General features: G+C 71.4%; 14 protein-coding genes and 1 pseudogene. 8 read left to right on the forward strand and 7 right to left on the reverse strand.

The annotated features are described in order from the left end of the window. Window positions 1-16 precede the first annotated feature (16 nt). The gene (locus IE153_RS00215) at window positions 17-673 is read left to right on the forward strand and encodes a HemK2/MTQ2 family protein methyltransferase (RefSeq protein ID WP_189587505.1); all 657 of its coding nucleotides are present in this window, start codon (window positions 17-19) and stop codon (window positions 671-673) included. Then, complete coding sequence (locus IE153_RS00220) at window positions 654-860, forward strand: CDGSH iron-sulfur domain-containing protein (RefSeq protein ID WP_030845123.1); 207 nt, start codon at window positions 654-656, stop codon at window positions 858-860. The genes IE153_RS00215 and IE153_RS00220 overlap by 20 nt, the downstream gene beginning before the upstream one ends. A gap of 164 nt (window positions 861-1,024) precedes the next feature. Here the strand turns inward: IE153_RS00220 and IE153_RS00225 are convergent, their stop codons facing one another. Then, entirely contained in the window at window positions 1,025-1,459 is a 435-nt protein-coding gene (locus IE153_RS00225) for a protease inhibitor (RefSeq protein ID WP_189587506.1), read from the reverse strand. 326 nt (window positions 1,460-1,785) lie between these two features. Between IE153_RS00225 and abmR the strand changes: the two genes are divergently transcribed. From abmR to IE153_RS00240, 3 genes are all read left to right on the forward strand, one after another. Beyond that, on the forward strand, window positions 1,786-2,340 hold the full coding sequence (gene abmR, locus IE153_RS00230) for an ATP-binding transcription factor AbmR (RefSeq protein ID WP_189587507.1): 555 nt from the start codon (window positions 1,786-1,788) through the stop codon (window positions 2,338-2,340). A gap of 33 nt (window positions 2,341-2,373) precedes the next feature. Beyond that, window positions 2,374-3,069 carry an alpha/beta fold hydrolase gene (locus tag IE153_RS00235; protein ID WP_189587508.1) on the forward strand — a complete coding sequence of 232 codons (696 nt, stop codon included), beginning with the start codon at window positions 2,374-2,376 and terminating at the stop codon, window positions 3,067-3,069. Window positions 3,070-3,149: 80 nt separating this feature from the next. Next, a complete protein-coding gene (locus IE153_RS00240) occupies window positions 3,150-4,319 on the forward strand; it encodes a lactate 2-monooxygenase (RefSeq protein WP_189587509.1) in 1,170 nt (389 codons plus the stop codon). 59 nt (window positions 4,320-4,378) lie between these two features. Here the strand turns inward: IE153_RS00240 and IE153_RS00245 are convergent, their stop codons facing one another. The 3 genes from IE153_RS00245 to IE153_RS00255 all read right to left on the reverse strand — a co-directional run bounded on the left by IE153_RS00245 (window position 4,379) and on the right by IE153_RS00255 (window position 6,958). Beyond that, window positions 4,379-6,001 carry an RICIN domain-containing protein gene (locus IE153_RS00245; RefSeq protein ID WP_189587510.1) on the reverse strand — a complete coding sequence of 541 codons (1,623 nt, stop codon included), beginning with the start codon at window positions 5,999-6,001 and terminating at the stop codon, window positions 4,379-4,381. A gap of 330 nt (window positions 6,002-6,331) precedes the next feature. Beyond that, complete coding sequence (locus IE153_RS00250) at window positions 6,332-6,709, reverse strand: hypothetical protein (protein ID WP_031110699.1); 378 nt, start codon at window positions 6,707-6,709, stop codon at window positions 6,332-6,334. A gap of 3 nt (window positions 6,710-6,712) precedes the next feature. Beyond that, complete coding sequence (locus IE153_RS00255; RefSeq protein ID WP_030845137.1) at window positions 6,713-6,958, reverse strand: hypothetical protein; 246 nt, start codon at window positions 6,956-6,958, stop codon at window positions 6,713-6,715. 175 nt (window positions 6,959-7,133) lie between these two features. On the opposite strand from IE153_RS00255, the gene IE153_RS00260 reads away from it, so the two are divergent. Next, complete coding sequence (locus tag IE153_RS00260) at window positions 7,134-8,087, forward strand: sigma-70 family RNA polymerase sigma factor (protein WP_189587511.1); 954 nt, start codon at window positions 7,134-7,136, stop codon at window positions 8,085-8,087. Here the strand turns inward: IE153_RS00260 and IE153_RS00265 are convergent. Together IE153_RS00265 and IE153_RS00270 are read right to left on the reverse strand one after the other, a co-directional pair. After that, complete coding sequence (locus IE153_RS00265) at window positions 8,078-8,869, reverse strand: alpha/beta fold hydrolase (protein WP_189587512.1); 792 nt, start codon at window positions 8,867-8,869, stop codon at window positions 8,078-8,080. The two genes, IE153_RS00260 and IE153_RS00265, sit on opposite strands and share 10 nt — an antisense overlap. Before the next feature lie 80 nt (window positions 8,870-8,949). Further along, entirely contained in the window at window positions 8,950-11,193 is a 2,244-nt protein-coding gene (locus IE153_RS00270) for a glycoside hydrolase family 9 protein (RefSeq protein ID WP_189587513.1), read from the reverse strand. Between the two features lie 182 nt (window positions 11,194-11,375). On the opposite strand from IE153_RS00270, the pseudogene IE153_RS00275 reads away from it, so the two are divergent. Both IE153_RS00275 and IE153_RS00280 read left to right on the forward strand, forming a co-directional pair. Next, a pseudogene (locus IE153_RS00275) lies at window positions 11,376-12,083 on the forward strand (IS5 family transposase). A gap of 179 nt (window positions 12,084-12,262) precedes the next feature. Continuing rightward, window positions 12,263-13,174, forward strand: coding sequence for a MerR family transcriptional regulator (locus IE153_RS00280; protein WP_189587514.1), 912 nt, complete (start codon window positions 12,263-12,265; stop codon window positions 13,172-13,174). 8 nt (window positions 13,175-13,182) lie between these two features. Here IE153_RS00280 and IE153_RS00285 read toward each other — a convergent pair whose 3' ends face one another. Beyond that, on the reverse strand, window positions 13,183-16,272 hold the full coding sequence (locus IE153_RS00285) for a glycoside hydrolase family 2 TIM barrel-domain containing protein (protein ID WP_189587515.1): 3,090 nt from the start codon (window positions 16,270-16,272) through the stop codon (window positions 13,183-13,185). Window positions 16,273-16,279 lie beyond the last annotated feature (7 nt).

The following is a 16,279-nucleotide window of genomic DNA, read 5'->3' on the forward strand; positions in this document are numbered from 1 at the left end:
GGGGTACTCGGCGTCCGTGACTGCACTGGTACCCCCGGGCGTATACGCCCCGCAGGAGGACACCGAGCTGCTTGCCGGTGCCCTGTTCGACGAGCCGCTGCCCCCGGGCGCGGAAGTCCTCGACGTGGGCACCGGCAGCGGCGCCCTGGCCCTGGAGGCCGCGCGCCGGGGCAGCCGTGTGACCGCCGTGGACGTGTCCTGGAGCGCCGTGTGGGCCGCGCGGCTGAACGCCTGGCTCGCGGGGCTCCCGGTCCACATCCGGCACGGGAATCTCTTCGAACCCGTGCACGGAGAAACGTTCGATCTGATCCTGGCCAACCCGCCGTACGTGCCGGCGCCGGACGGTCATCGCAGGCCGCCGCGGGGTGCGGCCCGTGCCTGGGACGCGGGCGGCGACGGACGGATGGTCGTCGACCGCATCTGCCGGGAGGCGCCCGGCCTGCTGCGGTCCGGCGGGGTGCTGCTGCTCGTCCAGTCGGCGCTCAGCGGCCCTGACCTGACCGTCGGACAGTTGCGCGCGGCCGGACTGAAGGCCGCGGTGACCCGTCGGCGCCGGATCGCGCTCGGGCCCGTGCTGCGCGGCCGGGAACACTGGCTGCGGGAGCGGGGGCTGCTGCCCGCCGCCGAGGACAAGGAAGAGCTGGTGGTCGTCCGTGCCGAACTCCCCGTCTGACCGGCCTGCCGCACCGCGCCGCGTCACCGTCCAGCGCAAGGGCCCGCTGCTGATGGAGGGCCCGGTGGAGGTGGAGCTCGAGGACGGTTCCGTCGTCAGCTCCGACCGGTTCCGCGTCGCCCTGTGCACCTGCCGCCGCAGCCGCCGCTACCCGTGGTGCGACACGAGCCACCGCGACCGGGCGTGAGGCACCGGGCGCAGTAACGCCCAGAGGCCGGCGGGCGGCCCCACTCCGCCCGCCGGCCCCCTCGCACGAGATCGCTACTTCCCGTGACAACGGCCCGGCTCCCCAGCCACGGCCCGCTGCGCTTCACGGATTCAGTGCGATCCCGGTCTGTGGGTCCAGCCCTCTCAGAAGGAGAAGACTCCCGTTCCGTAGGCGTTCTTCATGCAGTCGTTGGAGAAGGTGCGCTCGTAGGAGACGCGCTTGCCCTGCCAGACGCCGTCCACGGTGACGACCACCGGGTCGTACTGCTTGGTGCACATCACGCCGTCCCTCGCGGTCAGGGCGTCGAAGTCCCCGCCGACGCCGCGCAGTTCCGCGCAGGCCGAGCCGGCCGCCGGGTGCGTGCCGGCCGCCGTCGGGGCACAGGTCAGGGTGACCGCGCGTTCCGGAGTCGCTGCGATCGCGCTCTCGCCGTGGCCCACCGTGAGAACGAGGGCCGACGGGGCGTAGAGCGCGGTGGGGGCCTGACCCGGGGTGGCGAGCGCGGCCCCGGTGAGGGGTCCGCAGACGGCGGTGGCCGTCATGCCGAGGATCATGGCCCAGCGCGCGGTGTTCCGCATTGTGTGCATCCTTCCGCTTCGATTACGGGGTGTGCCGGTCCGTGCTCGGTCGGTGCCCGGAGCGGCGAGCGCGAGTCTGCCGAGTCCGCCGCGGAAACACACATCGACCCCACGGGTTTCAGTAACCTTGCGTATTGAATCAGTGGCGCGAAGTTACGGAATGCGCGCGGGTGAAGCCCGTAACTGCGCGGTCCACGGGGTCATGAAGCGGCCAGATGGCCGATTCCCGTGCGTTCGTTAATAGGCCTGAAACATTCCGATTCCGCTCTCGGCCGACTGCTTTGCGACCCCTTGTGTTCATGGACTGGCCGAGTAATCGTCATTACATGATTACGAATGAGCAGAGAGAGAAGCTCCGCGGCTGGTTCGCCGGTCGCCTGCCCGACGACCTCTTCGAGGAGCTGGCCGAGATCACGGTCGACCGCGAGGAGATCACCGTCATCGGCCGCATCCCCGCGCCCAGGCTGGCCGGGGACGCCCCGGCCACCGAACGGGAGGCGGCCCTGGAGAGCCGGGTGCAAGAATTCCGGGAGCGCACCCGCGAGGACCGCATGGCCGTGGCCCGGGAGGCCGAGCACCGGTTCGGGCGGAAGGTGTCCTGGGGCGTGGAGTGCGGCGGACGGCGCACGCTCTTCACGCACGTGGCCGCGCCGGTCATGACGCGGCTGCGCCAGCCGGAGCGCCAGGTCCTCGACACCCTGATCGCCGGTGGCGTCGCGCGCAGCCGCAGCGACGCGCTGGCCTGGTGCGTGCGCCTGGTCCAGCGTCATACGGACGACTGGCTCGCCGAGTTGCGCGAGTCCCTGGAACACGTGCAGCGCGTCAGGGCCCAGGGCCCGGACTCCGAGCCGGACCCCGCCCCGCACGCGGACGAGGAGTGACCCGTTGTCGGACCCCTCGGCTACGTTGCCCGCATGACCGACTTCGTACTGGTGGCAGGGGCATGGCTCGGGGCGTGGGCATGGGACGAGGTGGCCGCGGAGCTGCGCGGCGCCGGGCATGACGTCCATGCGCTGACGCTGTCGGGCCTCGCCGAGAGACGGGACACACGGCCGGCCGGACAGCAGACGCACGTCCGGGACATCGTCGAGGAGGTGGAGCGGCTCGGTCTGCGGGACGTCGTCCTGGTCGGGCACAGCTACGCGGGCGTTCCGGTCGGGCAGGCCGCCGAGCGGATCGGCGACCGGCTGCGGCGCGTGGTGTTCGTCGACGCGAACGTGCCCGTGGACGGGGAGTCGTTCCTGTCGGGCTGGCCCAGCGAGCACGTACGGCGGACGATCGACGCGCAGGGCGGGTACTGGCCGCCGCTCGGCCCCGAGGAGTACGCGGGGCAGGGGCTGACGGACGAGCAGATCGCCCGGATCGTGGGAGCGACCCCGCACCCGGGTGTCACGCTCACCGAACCGGCCGTCCTCGACCGCCCTCTGGGCGAGCTGCCGGCGACGTATGTGAAGTGCCTCCTCGACGGGGACGAGCCGATGCCGGCGGTGGCCGCGCTGCTCGGGAGCGACAGCTGGGAGCTGGTGGAGCTGGACACCGGCCACTGGCCGATGTTCTCGCAGCCGAGCGCACTGGCCCGTGTGCTGCACGAGGCGGCGGCCCGCCCCTGATCCGCCGGAGCGCATACCGCTCGGTATCGTCGCCCGTACGGCACGGTCTCGACGAGGAGACGACGAGAGGCGGGGCGTACGTGGGCAAGCACTGGGCGGACTTCCAGTACGAGATCTATCTGAACGGGATGACGGGTGCCGTTCCGCGGCTGCCCACCGATCTGACCCGGCTGGAGGAGCTCACCGAGCAGCGGCTGGGGCCCGGACCGGTCGGGTATGTGGCGGGCAGCGCGGGCGACGGCAGTACGGCCCGCGCCAACCGGGCGGCCCTGGAGCGCCGCAGGATCGTGCCGCGCATGCTGCGCGACGTGCACGACCGGGATCTGTCCGTCGAGGTCCTGGGCCGCGCCCTTCCGGCCCCCCTCGCGCTGGCCCCGGTCGGCGTGCTGTCGATCATGCACCCGGACGCCGAGTCCGCCGCGGCCCGGGCCGCCGCCGCACAGGGCGTGCCGTACATCCTGTCGTCCGCGTCCAGCACGCCCATGGAACAGGTCGCCGAGGCGATGGGGGACGCCGAGCGCTGGTTCCAGCTGTACTGGCCGAAGGACCCGGAGGTGGCCCGCAGTTTCCTGAACCGGGCGAAGGCGGCCGGTTTCACGGCCCTGGTGGTCACTTTGGACACGCCGCTGCTGTCGTGGCGGCCGCGCGATCTCGACCAGGCGTACCTGCCGTTCCTGCACGGGGTCGGCACGGCCAACTACTTCTCGGACCCGGCGTTCCAAACAGGTCTGGCCAAGCCGGTGCACGAGGATCCGAACGCGGCCGTGATGCACTTCGTCGGGATGTTCTCCGACCCGGCCAAGAGCTGGCCTGACCTGGCGTTCCTGCGGGAGAACTGGGACGGCCCGATCGTCCTCAAGGGCGTCCTGCACCCGGACGACGCGCGACTGGCAGCCGAGGCCGGCATGGACGGCGTGGTCGTCTCCAACCACGGCGGCCGGCAGGTGGCCGGCGCCGTCGCCGCGGCCGACGCGCTTCCCCGCGTGGCGGAGGCGGTGGGCGACCGGCTCACCGTCCTCTTCGACAGCGGCGTCCGCACCGGCGACGACATCGTCAAGGCCCTCGCCCTCGGCGCCCGCGCGGTCCTCGTCGGCCGCCCGTACGTCTACGGGCTCGGCCTCGACGGGCAGTCCGGCGTCGAACACGTCATCCGCTGCCTGCTCGCCGAACTCGACCTGACGCTCGCCCTCTCGGGGCACGCGACACCGAACACCGTCGGCCCGGCCGACCTCGTCGAGGATCCGGCCTGACGGTTGGGCTGCGCGGCTCGCCGGCCGCACAGCCCCCGGTCATGCCCCGGTGCCCTGCGTCATGTGGTCGGGCCGTCGGTGACCGTCACCTGGCGGGCCGCCGGGTCGTCCTGCTCCTCGATCGACAGGGAGCCCTCCGTCGTCGGCAGGGGCTCCGACTGCCAGCGTTGGTCCTCGGAGGAGCGGTCGCGGACCTTGACGACGACGTCGGCGTCCGGGTCGTCGTCGGCCGGGGCGAGGGCGAGCCGCTCGTCCCAGCGGGGCAGCAACTCCCCCTGCACGGTGAGGTCGTAGCGCACGTCGTCGCCCCGCTCGGCATCCTCGTCGGCGCAGGTACCGAGGACGACGACACCGGCGTCCTTGTGGGAGTCCAGGCACAGCCCGGGATCGGCGACACTGCGCAGGAGCCCGTCGTCCTCGTACGTCCACTGCTGGGTCCACACCGCCGAGCACGGGGCCAGCTTCGTGCCCGCGCCCTCCTTCGGCAGGTCCCGGATGTCGAGGCACAGGTCGGCACCGGTGTTGCGCAGCCGGGTCACGCCCTGGGCCCTGGGAAGCCCTGCGGTGCCGGGTGGCGTCACCGATGCGGAGCCCTTGCCACCGGCGGCGCTGTTGGAGCCGGCCGGGTCGGCCTCGCCGCCGTCGTAGGACGACGCGCTGATGATGAGCACCGTCGCCAGCACCCCGGCCGAGACCGCGCCGACGCCCGAGAGCAGTGCCCGCGACGACCGCATCGCCTCCGGCACCCGGGCGGGTACGGGGAGCCGGGACAGCAGCCCGTGCCGCCCGCCGCCCCGCCGTCCGCCACCGCGCCGGCCCGCACGGGCACCCCGCGTGCCGTGCGACGCGCGCCCCGGGCGCGAGTCGAGGTAGCGGCGGGCGCCCCAGCCGAGCACCGCCTCGGCGAGCAAGGGCCCCAGCGGGCCTTCGAAATGGCTCAGCTGCTCCGCCGCGTTCCGGCAGTAGCGGCACTCGTCCAGATGCTGCTGGACGTCCGGCAGCAGTGCGCCGCCCCGGCGGATCGGAACGTCGAGGAGGCGGTTGTAGAACCGGCAATCGTGGGTCGGCGCGAGTTCGCGATGGGCACGTACGCAGCCTTCACGGAATTTGTCCCGCGCCTGTTCGAGGACCGCCGACGCGATGTCGGTGTCCATGCCCAGCAGTCCGGCCGGGACGCTTAAAGGATCTGCCTCGACCTCGACATGCCACAGCAAACACCGCGAGGCCGCGGGAAGTGCCTGGAATGCCCGCTCCGCGAGGATGCGATTTTCGGGCGTCATGGACGTCGCGGCGCGCAGCCCGCGCCCTCCGGCCGGTTTCTGCAACGCGGGCAGAACGGCCGATATTCGATCGTCGCCGGACCACTCGCGGATCGTGTCGCGCACGGTCACCAGAAGGGCCGGGCGCAGCGCGACGGCGGTCTCGCCGAAGGCGAGGCGGTTGAGGGTCCGGTGGAAAGCGGTTCCGGTCACCATCGCGGCCACCTGCGCCGACGAGGCGAGACAGATGACCGCGTAGTCGTGCACCGACTGGTAGTGCCGCGCCATCAGCAGCGCGACGGAATGGGCGGCGACCTCGCCCTCCGGGCTGCCTCTCAGCGGGGCGGCGAGTGCTTCATCGGATTCCCCGGGATCCCCGCCGGGCGGGGGATACGGGGGACGAGGGGGGTGGGGGGTGGGCACTGAGATGGTTCCTTCCCACGCATGTGACACACAGGAGTCCTGCCGCCGAAAAAGGAGGCCCGGTTGGTGCGTACCTTTTTTGGCGGGGCGCGGGAGGTGCGAATTCACCGACGGCGAATCGGACGCGGTCCACAAATCACGTGCGACACTCGGCGATTCCCCCCGCACGCGCGTTTCACTCTTGCACAACCCCCACACGGCCAACAAGGCGCCCGGACAACATCCCCGCCATTGACAGAAAGTCAGAAACGGGGAACGGATACGCGCGTATCGCACCCGTTTTCGACATTTCCCTGCGGCCTGTGTGAATCGGGCGCCGGGTCCGGTCCCTCAGATCTGCCAGGAGCGCAAGCGGTCCGCCGCACCGTAGACGTCGGTGGTGCCGGACAGCAGGTCGCGGGCGAGGTCGACGAGAGCGCCGTAGGGCGGGTCGATACCGACACCGCTGACGAACATGTACGCCACGGCGGTCGCGCAGGCGAAGCGGGCGTTGGCCGAGGGCAGCGGTCGGAGCACGGTGATGGTGTGCAGCAGCGCGGCGGCCCGCCAGGCCGGGTCGGAGTTCACCCCGAGGCGCGGCGGGTCGACGCGGTGCCGGGCGACGGCGGCGACCAGCGCGGAGAAGTCGTTGACGGTGGGCTGGTCCGGGAGGACCTCCTCATGGCGCTGAAGCAGCCAGGGCACGTCGATATGGATCACGGGTGCCATGGGTCAGGCGGCCCGCCCTTCGCCCTTGGCGGGCGGTTCGTCGTCAGGGAACGCGGCGGCGAACTCGTCGGCGTGGGTGGCGAAGAACCGGCGGAAGGCCTCCGCGCCCTCCTGCAGGGCCCGGTGGCGGGCTATGTCGGCCGCGGCCGCCTCACGCACGAGGGCCTTCATGGACGTACCGCGCTCCTTGGCGATCTGCCGCAGGTCCTCAAGTTCGCGGTCGCTGAACTCCACGTTGAGAGCTGGCATGCCTTCACGGTACCGCTCGGGTACTGACTGGTAAATATCCCCAGGTCAGGGAGGACACCCGAAGGTACCGGAGAGAGGGGACACCTGAGACGTGGGTCACATCGAGCCGTGCGATGTCACACATCGGCGCGCTGTCCGGCTCGCAGTGGTGAGCGCATCCACGGGAGGCACACCCATGACCGAGATCTCCGTTACCGGCACCGACACCCCGCTCGACGCGGCGACCGGGGTGTTCGTCGACCATCGCGAGCTGATGTTCGGCGTGGTCTACAACATGCTCGGCAGCGTCGCCGACACCGAGGACGTGCTGCAGGAGACATGGCTGTCCTGGACGGCACGCGGCGGGGGCGCTCCCCTGGCCGGCGTCGACAACCCGCGCGCCTATCTCGTCCGGGTGGCGGTCAACCACGCGCTGCGCCGCCGCGCCGTGATCAGCCGCCGACGGGAGACGTACGTCGGCCCGTGGCTGCCCGAGCCCCTGGTCGGCGCGGACACCGGGACCGCCGAGGATCCGGCCCTGCGTTCCGAGTCCGTGTCGCTGGCCATGCTGGTGGTCCTGGAGTCGCTGACACCGCTGGAACGGGCCGTGTTCGTGCTGGGTGAGGTGTTCGGCTACCCGCATGCCGAGATCGCGGAGATCATCGACCGCTCCCCCGCCGCCGTACGGCAGTTGGCGCACCGGGCCCGGGAGCACGTGCACGCGCGGCGGCCGCGGTACGAGGCGCATCCGCGGGTGCGGCGGGAGGCGACCGAGCGGTTCGTGCGGGCGGCGCTCGGCGGGGACATCGCCGAGCTGATGGAGGTGCTCGCACCGGACGTCACGGCGTGGACGGACGCGGGCGGCAAGCGCCGTCGGGCGAGCCTGCGCCCGGTGCACGGCCGGGACAAGGTGGCCCGTCTGCTCTCCGCCGGGCGGGGCGGCCCGGACCACCCGGTGTGGCGCTACCGGCGCGTCAACGGCGACGACGCGGCGGTGCTGTTCGACGGCGACGCGCCGTTCGCGGTATTGGTCCTGGACCTCACCCCGGAGGGCGACCGGGTGCGCGGCATCTACGTGGTCGCCAACCCCGACAAGCTCGCCCACCTGCCCGCGGCGCGGGACGACCGGTGGGGCGCCGGTCAGGAGTGAGCGCGGCAGAACTCCCGGACGGTCCGGTTGAACGGCTCGGGTGCCTCGATGTTGCTGAGGTGCCCGATGCCGGGGAGCACGACGAGCGTGGCCCGCGGGATCGCTTCGAGGAACTGGTGGGCGACGGGATCCACGGGTGAGCGGGCGTCGAGCTCCCCCCACAGCAGGAGCGTCGGCACCTCGATGTTCGGCAGCAGATCCCGCAGGTCGGCCTCCGCCATGACGGTGAGCTCGGTCCGCATGCTCTGGGCGCGGGTGTCGGCCGACATCACGGACAGCAGACGGACGGCTTCGGCGGGGGGCCGCCCGGCGAACAGTTGCGGCATGGTCGGTGCGAACGCCTCGGCCGGGACCGCGAGCATGCGCTCCGCCCCTTCGACCCGGGAGCGCACCTCCGCCGCGGGCAGCGAGCCCTTCCAGCCCGCGTAGGTGTCGACCAGGAGCAGGGTCCGCACGAGCTCGGCGTGGTGCCGGTAGAGCTCCAGCACGACGGTTCCGCCCCAGGACACGCCGAGGACATGGGCCGGCCCCAGATCCACGTCCTCGACGACGGCCGCCAGGCAGCGGGCGTAGTCGGCCAGGGTGAAGGAGGGCGGTACGTCGGAGGAGCGACCGGCGCCGGGTTCGTCCCAGGCGACGACGGTGAACGCGTCGGCCAGGTCCTCGGCCTGGGGGCGGAACAGCCGGGCGTCCGCCGTGGCGCCGTGCGCGAGCACGAGGGGCGGGCCCTGGCCCACCCGGTCGTACGCGACCTCGATGCCGTCGACCCGCACCGCTGGCATGTCACCAGGCTACGCGCGCGTGCCGGGGGCGTCCTGTCGGCGGACTCCCCCGGCACGCGGGCGGCGGTGCTGTCCGGCTCCTACCCCTGGTCCGCCACGAAGGAGGCCATACGGGTCAGGGCGGCGTTCCAGTTGATCGTGTGCTCGTTGGTGGACCAGGACTGGATGTCGTCGATGTAGCAGAACTGGCCGACGCAGCCCTGCAGTTTGCTCTGTGCGTAGGGGTCCTGGATGCCCGAGTTCGGCCCGCCCGCGAGGGTGCCCTTCGGCGGGTTGGGCTGAGCCGGATCCAGCTGGTGGGCGTACCAGCGGCTGTGCTGGTTCTGCGCGCTGACCTCGCCGTAGCCGGTGACGTAGGAGATGTTCAGCGCGTTGCGGCCCAGGACGTAGTCCATGCTCTGCAGCGCGCCGTCCCGGTACTTGGCGGCGCCGGTGAGGTCGTACGCCGTGGCGAGGACGACCGCGTTGTTGAGGACCTGGTGGCTGGAGCCCCAGTCGTAGGTGTTGCCGTCCGGTGCGTACGGCATGCCGTAGGGGTGGGCCTTGAGGGTGGCCAGGTAGCGGTCGGCGCCCTTGACGACGGACTGGCGCACCTTGTCGCGGCCGGGCAGTCCGTTGGGCACGGTGGCGAGGTCGAGCCGGCCCGCCGCGCCGGTGCGGGCCCAGTCGAAGCCGAGGGGCTTGAAGAGGTCGGCCGTGTGGACCGGGGACTTCAGGACGTACTCCTCGAACCGCTTCTCCCCGGTGGAGAGGTACAGCTCGGCCGCCGCCCAGTAGAAGTCGTCGGTGACGTCGCTGTCGGGGTAGGCGCCGCCGCCGATGCCGTCGCTCTCCGAGGCGAGGCGGTCGGGGTGGGCGAGCGCCGCCGACCAGGCCTTGCGGGCGGCGGCCAGGGCCTTGCCGGCGAACGGCCTGTCGTAGGGCCGGTACAGGCGGGCGGCCTGTGCGGCCGTGGCGGCCAGGTTGAGGGTGGCGGCGGTGGAGGGCGGGTGCAGCTCGCGCTTCTGCGGGTCGTCGCTGGGCAGCAGGGGCAGGCCGGTCCACTGCTCGTCGTGCATCTTGTGGTGGGCCATGCCGGCCAGCGGCTTGCCGTCGGGCACCTGCATCCTCAGCAGGAACTCCAGTTCCCAGCGGGCCTCGTCGAGGATGTCGGGCACCTTGTTGCCGCTCTCCGGGATGGCGAGCGTGCCGTCCCCGAGCTTGTCCGCCCGTCCGGTGCGTGCCGTGCGGGCGCGTTCGTAGGTGCTCAGCAGTTCCCAGGTGGAGATGCCGCCGTTGACGACGTACTTGCCGTGGTCGCCGGCGTCGTACCAGCCGCCGCTGACGTCGAGGGTGTAGTCGCAGACGCCCGGCTGACAGGGCACGGCGGTGTCGCCCTTGTTGGGGGCCACGCCCACGTGACCGGCCGGGCGGCCGTAGCCGGGCCGCAGGTCGTCGCGGATCGCGAGGCCGCTGCGCTGCGTGTAGTAGTACTTCGCCGAGTCCAGCCGGAGCCGCTCGTAGGCGCTCGCGCCGATGTCGAAGGGCCTGCTGGTCTCGCCGTCGGCGACGAGCGTGAGGCCCGTGCCCTTGGTGCGGTAGGCGCCGAAGTCGATGGAGTGGACGTTCTGCCCGGAGGAGGCGTCGACCCCGCGCGGCAGGGTCGTGCCCTGGGCGACGACGGTCCCGCCGGAGTTCTTCAGCTGCCAGGGCAGCCTGGCCGTGGCGTCGGTGACCAGGGTGGCGTTCTTCGGGCCGGCCGGGAGATATCCGACCTGGTTGACGCGCACCCGGGGACCGGTGTCGGGTTCGTACGGCTCCGGCGCCACACCGCCGAGCAGCGAGACGTCGTCCATGCAGAAGCGCCAGGCGTCCGCGCTGCCGCCGAGCTGGAAGCCGACCTGGCCCTGCGCGGTGTCGACGGGCGAGGTGAAGGTGTAGGAGTAGCGGTCGCCGGAGACGCTGAGCTGCGGCGTCACCTCGTGGTAGGTGTCGTAGGGCGACACCGACAGGCCCACGATCGCCCGCACCACGTGCCCGGCGGGTGTCCCGGTCGCGCTGAACGAGAAGCGGTACGACTCGCCCTTCACGAGGGTGATGTCGTTCTGCCCGACGGCGGCGTCCCAGCGGTTGGCGGTGCCGCCGGGGACGTCGGCGCAGAGTCGGCCGTCGGACAGGCCCGTGGTGACGTTGCTGGTCGTCCACCAGGGGTCGGTGGTGGTGTCGAAGGTGCCGTTCCTGACCTGCTCGACCTCGTCGGCCCCGGCCGGCGAGGACGGCAGCGCGGTGAGCGCGGTCGCCAGCAGGGCCGTCAGGGACAGCAGGGCGGTTCTGCGTCGTTTCACGTCTGGGCTCCTCCGGGAGGTGCGGGCGGCGCTCGGCGTGGGAGCGCTCCCAGATGCGGACGCAGGCCATGCTTGTGGTTGATGTGACGCCTCGTCAACGGTCCGGACGGGACTGGCTGTTCACCGCCCGTCCGGACCGGGGCGACCTAGGCTGTGTTTTGGTTCGGTTTTCTGTGCACGCCCTGCATGCTGATGATCAAGGTGCAGGGCGAGGGGATCTTTCTGATGAGCAGTGGTCGGTGCTGGAGTCGTTGCTGCCTGCGGTGGGCATAAGTCGCAGGTGGCCTGGCTGTCGGCGACTGGTAGACGGTGTGCGGTGGCGGGTTCGGACCGGAGTTCCATGGCGGGACCTGCCGTTCGAGTACGGACCGTGGCAGACGGTGTATGGACTGTTCCGGAGATGGCAGCGTCGGGGTGTGTGGGCCGGCTGCCGACGTTGTTGCAGGCGAGGGCTGATGCGGCCGGGCTGACCTTCTGGGAGGTCAATGTCGACTCCACCATCTGCCGGGCACACCAGCATGCTGCCGGTGCCCGCCGGCGCGGTGCTGTGCAGAAGGAACCGCCGGGCGGAGTGAGCGCCGAACCTGAAAACCGTGGGCTGGGCGGGTCGCGAGGCGGGTTCACCACGAAGATTCATCTGGCGTGTGAGCAGGGACAGAAACCGTTGTCGCTGTTGATCACCGCCGGGCAGCCCGGTGACAGTCCTCAGTTCGAGCCCGTTCAGGACCGGGCCGCCCTTCTTCGACCGCGAGGACTACAAGGCCCGGCACGCGGTCGAATGCGGGATCAAGCGTCTCAAGCAGCACCGGGCCGTGGCGACCCGGTTCGACGAACTTGCGGTTCGGTTCGAGGCGACGGTTCGGGTCGCGGCGATTCATCAGTGGCGGTGAACCCTCAGCCTGCCGTCGTGCGGATGCCCCAGCAGGAAAGGACGACCCTGCGCTCATTACGGACGAAGGGCGCATTTCCTGGCATTGGCGCGGGGCGGTGCGTATGGGGTTGCACCTTCCGTAGCGGCATGTGGTCCGGTGGACCTACGTCCCGATCCCTTGAGGAAAGATCCCTGCTCATGCATTCGTCCTTCATGCCACCTCGCCAGGTCAAGATCGGTGACGCGGCGGCCTTCGCCGGCACCACGCCGCGGGCGATCCGTCATTACCACGAGATCGGCCTGCTCCCCGAGCCTGAGCGGGGCGGCGATGACCGCCGCCGCTACGGCTACGACGACATGATCCGGCTGCTGTGGATTCGCAAGATGACCGACGCCGGGATCGCCCTGGACGACATCCGTGACGCCTTTACCACCGGCACGGCTTCCGCCGGTGCGGACAGCGGAGACGGTATCGCGGGCATCCTGGAGCGGTTGGAGGAAACCCTCGCCGAGCAGGAAGCAGAAGTGCGGCGGCAGCGGACCGCCGTGCAGCGGATGCGCACCGAAGGCAGCCGGATGGGTCTGCTCTCCGACTTCGTCACCGAACGCCTCAAGAGCCTGCCCGAGGGCTCCCTGCGTCAGGCGGACCTGGACAGCCTGCTGGTCACTGAGCGGATCTTCGGCCCGCTCGGCGCGGCCGTCCAGGCCAACCGCTTCGTCGTCCTGGCCACGCACCCCGCTCTGCGGGAGGACTCCGACCGCATCGATGACGCCGAGGAGGCACTCGATGACAGCGTCGCCGTCGATGATCCGCGCGTGGCCCAGGTGGCCGCCGAACGGCACGCCTTCGAAAGCGCCCTGCACGCCGTCATCGAGAAGTCCGGTCTGGAAAAGGACGACGATGCCCTCTTCGACGCCTGGGACGCTTTGCACCCTGCTCCCGCCCATGAGGGCGAGGACGAGGCCGATCTCAGCTCCGGCGGGCGGGAGACTGACTCCATGAGCGTGTTCGAAGCCATCGGCAAGATGCCCTACGACTTCTCCCCAGCCCGCCTGCGCTGTATGGAACTGGCCGTAGAACTCTCCGCCCAAGACTCACCCGCTACCTAAAACACGCCCTAGAGGGCGTCCAGTCGGCTGATGCGTATCGCGCCACGCGCCTCGCCGGGGTGGCGGCTCGTCAGGGTGAGCCGGATCCGGGAGCCTCGCAGGGCCTTGAAGGTGATCACGGTGGGGGCGTCGGAGGCGGTGGCCCAGCCGATCTCGGTGTCCCGCGCGATCCGCCACGCGCGGCCGTCCCAGACCGCCACCTCGATCGCCGCGGGCAGGCTGTGCGTGGCGTCCACGGTGAAGGAGACCTCCACCCGGTCGTAGCCGCGGGTGCGCCCGTGGTCGACGTAGACCCAGTCCTCGGTCCGCGCCCCGTCGAAGTCCGGCAGCAGGGGCGTGGCCTGCTTGAAGAAGCCGTTGGACCAGCCGGTGGCCGGGTCGCCGTCGAGCATGGCGGCGGGCAGGGTGTCCGGACGGCCGGAGTAGCTCGCGTCCGCGCGCGGGTGGCCGACGGGCGCCGGGTGCTCCGGACCGAAGGCGGCCGGGGCCGTCTCGGCCCGATCCTGCGCGCGGGTGGCCCGTACGGTCGCCGTGCCCGCGCGCAGCCCCTCGGCGCGGGCGGTCACCTTCACCGCACCCGCCTTCGTGCCGGACCGGACGATGGCGAGGGCCTTGCCGTGGAAGGCGGTCCGGGTGCTCGCCTGATAGCGCTCGGCGCTCTCCTGCCGGCCGTTGTCGAGCCCCGCGAGGGAGCCGCCCGCCACCTCGAAGGACAGCAGGTGCTCCGCGTCGGGCACCACCACCCCGCGCCGGTCGACGACCTCGGCGGTCACGAAGACCAGGGAGCGGCCGTCCGCGGCGAGGGAGGGGCGGTCCGCGGTCAGGCGTATCGCGTGGGGGGCTCCGGCGGTGCGCAGCACGTCGGTGGCGACCACCTTGCCGCCCCGCCGGGCGACGGCCTTCAGCTCTCCGGGTTCGAAGGGCACCTTCCAGGTCAGGTGGAGCTTGCCGGCGCTGCCGTTCGGGCTGGTGTAGCTGCCGGGGTAGGGGCCGTCGGTGAAGGTCTTGTCGTCGCCGGTCGCCTCGGTGGTCTCCAGGTAGGTGCGGCCGTCGGCGGTCTTCTTGGTGTCGAACCGCCGTACGCCCAGGGACGTGCCGTTGAGGTACAGCTCGACGGTGTCGACGTTCGCGTACGCCCAGACCTCGACCGTGTCGCCCTTGTCGTGGTTCCAGGTCATCGGCAGCAGGTGGACCATCGGTTCGCTGGTCCACTGGCTCCGGAAGAGGTGGTACATGTCCTTCGGGAAGCCGGCCGTGTCGACCGCGCCGAAGAAGGACGCCTTGACCGGGAAGACGTCGTACGGGGTGGGTTCGCCGATGTAGTCGATGCCGGACCAGAGGAACTGCCCGGCGAACCACTTCCGGTCCCGGTCCTTCTTGTGGCCGTACTCGCCGCTCATGGTCCAGGAGGCGAGGTTGTTGTCGTAGGAGGAGGTCGCGCGTCTGCCCGGGGTGTGGTTCTCGCCGGTGTTGAGGTGCTCGGGCTCCTGGTAGGCGCCGCGGGTGGAGGTCTCCGAGGAGGACTCCGACTCGAAGAGGAACAGGTGCGGGTAGGCCGCGTGCAGCTGGTCGACCGACTTGGCGGTGTTGTAGTTGAGGCCGAGGCCGTCCAGCTTGGCGAGCATCAGGTCGGCGGCGGAGCCCTTGGCGGGCAGGCGGCGGTACTTGTCGGAGCCGATGACCAGCGGGCGGGTGTCGTCGGCGGCCCTGATCGCCCCGATGATCCGGTCGGCCATGGCGAGGCCGGCGGTGGAGGTGGAGTCGGGGACCTCGTTGCCGATGGACCAGCTGAGCACCGCGGGCGAGTTGCGGGCCGCCAGCACCATCTCGGTGGCGTCCTTCTCGCACCACTCGTCGAAGAAGCGGCCGTAGTCGTACCGGTTCTTGCCGGTGCGCCAGCAGTCGAACGCCTCCACCAGCATGACGACGCCGAGCTCCTCGCAGACCTGGATCACCTCGGGCGCGGGCGGGTTGTGGGAGGTGCGCAGGGCGTTGACGCCCATGGACCGCATCATCTCCAGCTGCCTGCGGACGGCGTCGATGCTGACGGCGGCGCCGAGCGCGCCCAGGTCGTGGTGGAGGTCGACGCCCTTGATCTTGTGGCGGGTGCCGTTGAGGAAGAAGCCCTCGTCCGGGTCGAAGCGGAAGGTGCGGAGGCCGAAGACCGTGCGGTGGGTGTCGGTGGTGCGGCCGTCGACGCGCAGCTCGGTGTGCAGGGTGTAGCGGTGTGGTGTCTCGAAGTCCCACAACTCCGGGTGCCGGACGGTGAGTTCCTGGGTCTCGGTGTGCTCTGCGGTGACGGCCGCGGTGGAGGAGGTACGGGCGACCGTCCGGCCCCTGCGGTCGACGATGCGGGAGACGACCTCGACGTCCGCGCCCGCGCCGGAGGCGTTGACGACGGAGGTGCCGACCCGTACGACGGCACGCGCGGCGGAGATCTCGGGCGTGGTGACGCGGGTGCCCCAGCGGGCCACGTGCACCGGCTCGGTGATCACCAGTCGGGCTTCGCGGTAGATGCCGCTGCCGGAGTACCAGCGGCTGCTGGGGAGCCGGTTGCGGACCTCGACGGCGATCACGTTCTCGGTGGTGCCGTCGGTGTGCACCAGGTCGGTGAGGTCGAGGGCGAAGCCGGTGTAGCCGTAGGGGTGACGGCCGGCCTCCTTGCCGTTGCAGTACACGGTGGCGTCCATGTAGACGCCGTCGAACTCCACCGAGACGCGCTTGCCGGCGAGGGCGGGCGGCAGGGTGAAGGCCAGGCGGTACCAGCCGAGGCCCCCGGGGAGGAAGCCGGTGCCGCTGGTGGTGCCGTGCTCGGTGGTGGGGGTCTGCTCGATGCTCCAGTCGTGCGGGACGGTGGTCTCGCGCCATCCGGAGTCGTCGTAGCCGGGAAGGTGGGCGTCGGCGTAGGCGCCGGTCGGGTCGGTGATTCCACCCGGGTTCACCAGCGCGAAGCGCCAGCCGTCGCGCAGTGCGACGGTCCGGCGACCGGACGTCCCAGGCGCCTGCTCGGCGGCCCACGCCTCCGGGGCGCCGAGCAGCGTCCCGGCCGCGGGTGCGGCGGCGGAGGCGAGCAGGACCGATCTGCGCGTGACCGACATGGCGACT

Origin of the sequence: Streptomyces massasporeus (assembly GCF_014648995.1) — a bacterium.
Taxonomy (GTDB): Bacteria; Actinomycetota; Actinomycetes; order Streptomycetales; family Streptomycetaceae; genus Streptomyces; species Streptomyces massasporeus.

Excerpts from the sequence above, each read along its gene's own strand:
- IE153_RS00255 (WP_030845137.1), bottom strand. The coding sequence starts at position 6,958 with ATGCCAGCTCTCAACGTGGAGTTCAGCGACCGCGAACTTGAGGACCTG.
- IE153_RS00285 (WP_189587515.1), bottom strand. The coding sequence starts at position 16,272 with ATGTCGGTCACGCGCAGATCGGTCCTGCTCGCCTCCGCCGCCGCACCC.
- abmR (WP_189587507.1), top strand. The coding sequence starts at position 1,786 with ATGATTACGAATGAGCAGAGAGAGAAGCTCCGCGGCTGGTTCGCCGGT.
- IE153_RS00225 (WP_189587506.1), bottom strand. The coding sequence starts at position 1,459 with ATGCGGAACACCGCGCGCTGGGCCATGATCCTCGGCATGACGGCCACC.
- IE153_RS00250 (WP_031110699.1), bottom strand. The coding sequence starts at position 6,709 with ATGGCACCCGTGATCCATATCGACGTGCCCTGGCTGCTTCAGCGCCAT.
- IE153_RS00260 (WP_189587511.1), top strand. The coding sequence starts at position 7,134 with ATGACCGAGATCTCCGTTACCGGCACCGACACCCCGCTCGACGCGGCG.
- IE153_RS00280 (WP_189587514.1), top strand. The coding sequence starts at position 12,263 with ATGCATTCGTCCTTCATGCCACCTCGCCAGGTCAAGATCGGTGACGCG.
- IE153_RS00235 (WP_189587508.1), top strand. The coding sequence starts at position 2,374 with ATGACCGACTTCGTACTGGTGGCAGGGGCATGGCTCGGGGCGTGGGCA.
- IE153_RS00265 (WP_189587512.1), bottom strand. The coding sequence starts at position 8,869 with ATGCCAGCGGTGCGGGTCGACGGCATCGAGGTCGCGTACGACCGGGTG.